Below are 3339 nucleotides of genomic sequence, written 5' to 3'. Positions count from 1 at the left end.
GGGGAGTCGCTATTTTTGCGAAAGCTTGTTTTGGGCATCCCTGCCCAAGCAAGCAGCAAAAACTTAACGCGACTGCTAATGCCTTCGGCGCCCCGATTCGTCCTCGTCACCTCGTCCCGACCCAACAAGGGGTCGGAACATAGGCTCCAAATGACTTGACGCCGTGTCGGATGGCCTTTTATTTTGTCTCCACCTTCGCTACCGCTCAGACTCCGACAAAACAACGGCCCTACGGCTATCGCGGACTACCAGCCCTCGCATTCGCTCTCCATGGCTGGCAGCGCAAGATGGGTGACTACCTGTAAAGGAATATCATCAACAATTTTTCTAAAGACTTGTAAGTCTATTTGGTTTGGTGTGCTGGTAGGTTTAATATTGCCAGTGTCACTAGTTCTGAGCCAGAGTTGGTTGTTTTTTATCGTTGGCGAAAGAATATTTTTTCCTAGTACCGTAACCGCGATAAGTCCTGTTTGCTTTGGAATACTTAAACTGTCGGGTATCTTAGGCCAGAAAAACTCACCTTGAATATGATACTGTCCTGCGGAGAGCTTTATTGCTGGACTATTCTTATGCTTGGTAACAATAGCCCGATTGTTATTAACGCTTACGTTTTGTGGCCAGTAATTGTCATCGCCAGGGAGGCTTATATAGCTGTCACTATAAACTTGCCAATAACTGCTAAAATGGCCTTGTTGCTTATTTAGCGTTAAGTTTAATTGGCTAGGCCAAGCACAGTATTTTTGCCGATGATTATTGTAAGAAAAAGGACATTGGTGTTGGGGAGAGTTTTCCAGCACCCAGTTAACCCAAGGTTCTAAAGGTTTGGGGATGTCAGTATTTGCGTATATGGGTGAGAGGGTAAAGAGAACAAATAGCCAGATTAGTCGCGTCATGGGAAGCCCTGCATAAAAATCATTGTGTTAATGGATTCTATACCAGTTAAGGGCGGCTGTAAGGGCTTTTTCTATAATAAGGGAAAAATAAGCCGCTAGTTAATAGCGATTAACTAGCGGTACCTATATGTAGATTATTGTTTGTGTTTTTCTTCAATCATTTGATCAATAAGTTGCATAACATTAGCACTTGCAGACTCAGATTTTTCCATTCCGCTAACAATATTGTTTAATATTTCTGGATTGTCCTGCCAGTTTTGGCGAGAGAATGCATAAGCCTGTTGGGTAAATGTATGTACTTCTTGATGAGGTACTGATAATTTTGCATAAGCATTGGTATAGCGAAATTTATCACGTCCCAGGCCTTCGTAGTACCATTTTCCTAAACGACAGTGATGGTTATCTACGTTAATTGCATCAGCTTGTGGGCAGTTACTCTCTTCTTCAATAGCGAGATAACCATTTTGTTTGTAAATAATATGATCAAGCTTGGTCAGTAAGCCAAATGATTTATCTTTAGAATAAGAAATATAAGCTATAGATTCTTTGGCTGAACTTGAAAGACTGGCAAACTGCCCTTTAAAGGACACGACTTGCTCCATAATATTTTGCGATAATTCAGTAGAAGAATTGGCTTTAGTATTCATCTGACTCACTCGCTTATTAAATGAGTCTAGTGTTTTAGTAACCTCTAATGCGGCATTTTTAGTATGTTCAGAAAGATTTTTAACCTCTTCGGCAACGACAGCAAAACCTCGTCCATGCTCACCTGCTCTAGCAGCTTCAATGGAAGCATTCAAAGCGAGTAAATTGGTTTGATCAGCAATGCCGGTAATCATAGATAAAGAGTCCGTTACCTTGCGGCTATCTTCAATTAAAGCATTAATGACATCGGATACTTCGTGGATAGTCTCGTTAATATCTGTTAACGAATGGCTAATGTCGTCAACAGTAGAGAGGCTAGCATCTGCATTACGGCCTGTGTCAGTGGCAATGTTTTCAACTTTTTGCATTTGCTCTGTAATATTAATAAGGTCTTGTTGGTTAACTTTTAAGTTATCCAGTAAATTAGAGGTATTAAGGGTATGTAAATTCGCCGAAAGTTTGTTCTTAGTCATTAATAGCTCATTTTCAGCCATTAAATGTAAAGCGTTATTGATGTTCGTGGCAGACTGCTTGAGTAAGCCAGGAAATCCATCAGCAAGCACGTAGCGATCATGATTACCTTTGGATGCATGAGAAAATGAGGCGTTTACTTCTTTAAAGTAAGACTCCATGATGTCTAGCATCTCGTTGAGTTCCCAAGCAACTTTGCCTATTTCTCCAAGACCTCTGGTGTTAGTGATGCGGTGATAAAGTTCGCCTTGGTTGGTTTTTAGTAAAATTTCTTGAATAGTATTCAGTACTTTTAATGTTGCGTTAACAGAACGAAGAATAAAAAAGGCAATTATAATGAGTGCAATACATGACAGTAGGGTTAGCCAAGAGAGACCATAAAGATAAAAATTCACACTAAAAACGAATGCGCTAAGAAAAATGATAGCGCTAATTGCGTAGCTAATTTTAGCCTTAAGAAAGGGGATATTCGCGCTGGATTTATTATGTGCAGACATATTAAAGTCCATTAGGTTTGTAAAGGTTTAAAACAAAGTTGTTGTAATTTGCTGCGCCAGTAGAATTAACGGTATCAACTAAATAAGCTAAAGATTTAGAAGGGGCTTCTTTTGTAGAAGACTGCCGCTCTATAGCAAGCATCTCTTTATATATAGGGGTAAGAATCTTAATTGCAGATTCGGGTGGATTACGACGTACGGAGTAGTAACCTTTTAGTTTTCCTTCTTTGTCGTAATCGGGAGTAATATTTACAAATACCCAATAGAAGCTACCGTCAGAACATAGGTTTTTGGCAAAGCCAAAAAATTCCTCACCGGACTTAAGAGTGTCCCACATAAATCGAAATACCCCCCTAGGCATATCAGGGTGACGAATAATATTATGTTGTACACCCAATAGGTCAGACTCAGAGAATCCGCAAATCTTCATAAAAATTCGATTAGAATAAGTGATTCGTCCAGAAGTGTCGGTCTTAGAAACAATGAAGTCGTTGGCACCTAGCTTTCTCTCGTGATTTGTTGGCGTGATAGATAATTTCATGGCGTACTCACAGTCATTACATTAATAAGCATTATTGCACTAAATAGCTGTAGATAGAATATCGGCAGTATAGAGAATTACTTTAAAAATGAATAAATAAAATAAATCCTTGACCGGTTATGATAAAGCGGTATAATAACTGGCTCTTCAACGCTCCGGTGCTGAAGGGCGAGTCGGATTGACGAAAAGTCGGCGATCACAAGCTGTCTTCAAGAGGATTTATTGACTTGTTTTGGTTTTGGCTTTTTAGCCTAAAGAAATAAAAGCTTGACCGTTTAAATTTGTTGGATAT

At 39.6% G+C, this 3339-nt stretch carries 3 protein-coding genes; all 3 read right to left on the bottom strand.

The window, feature by feature from the left end; translation table 11 throughout:
* Nucleotides 1–245: 245 nt before the first annotated feature.
* Entirely contained in the window at nucleotides 246–893 is a 648-nt protein-coding gene (locus BQ7314_RS01665; RefSeq protein WP_174481971.1) for a hypothetical protein, read from the bottom strand.
* Nucleotides 894–1027: 134 nt separating this feature from the next.
* On the bottom strand, nucleotides 1028–2506 hold the full coding sequence (locus BQ7314_RS01660) for a methyl-accepting chemotaxis protein (RefSeq protein ID WP_174481970.1): 1479 nt from the start codon (nucleotides 2504–2506) through the stop codon (nucleotides 1028–1030).
* A gap of 1 nt (nucleotide 2507) precedes the next feature.
* Nucleotides 2508–3047 carry a PAS domain-containing protein gene (locus BQ7314_RS01655; RefSeq protein ID WP_174481969.1) on the bottom strand — a complete coding sequence of 180 codons (540 nt, stop codon included), beginning with the start codon at nucleotides 3045–3047 and terminating at the stop codon, nucleotides 2508–2510.
* Between the last annotated feature and the right edge of the window lie 292 nt (nucleotides 3048–3339).

This window comes from methanotrophic endosymbiont of Bathymodiolus puteoserpentis (Logatchev) (assembly GCF_900128525.1).
Lineage (GTDB): Bacteria > Pseudomonadota > Gammaproteobacteria > Methylococcales > Methylomonadaceae > Methyloprofundus.
Note: the sequence above shows the minus strand (reverse complement) of the source record. Positions and strands in the feature narration are given on the sequence as shown.

Bases quoted from the DNA above. Each gene is read 5' to 3' on its own strand.
- BQ7314_RS01665 (WP_174481971.1), bottom strand. From the start codon at position 893: ATGACGCGACTAATCTGGCTATTTGTTCTCTTTACCCTCTCACCCATA.
- BQ7314_RS01660 (WP_174481970.1), bottom strand. From the start codon at position 2,506: ATGTCTGCACATAATAAATCCAGCGCGAATATCCCCTTTCTTAAGGCT.
- BQ7314_RS01655 (WP_174481969.1), bottom strand. From the start codon at position 3,047: ATGAAATTATCTATCACGCCAACAAATCACGAGAGAAAGCTAGGTGCC.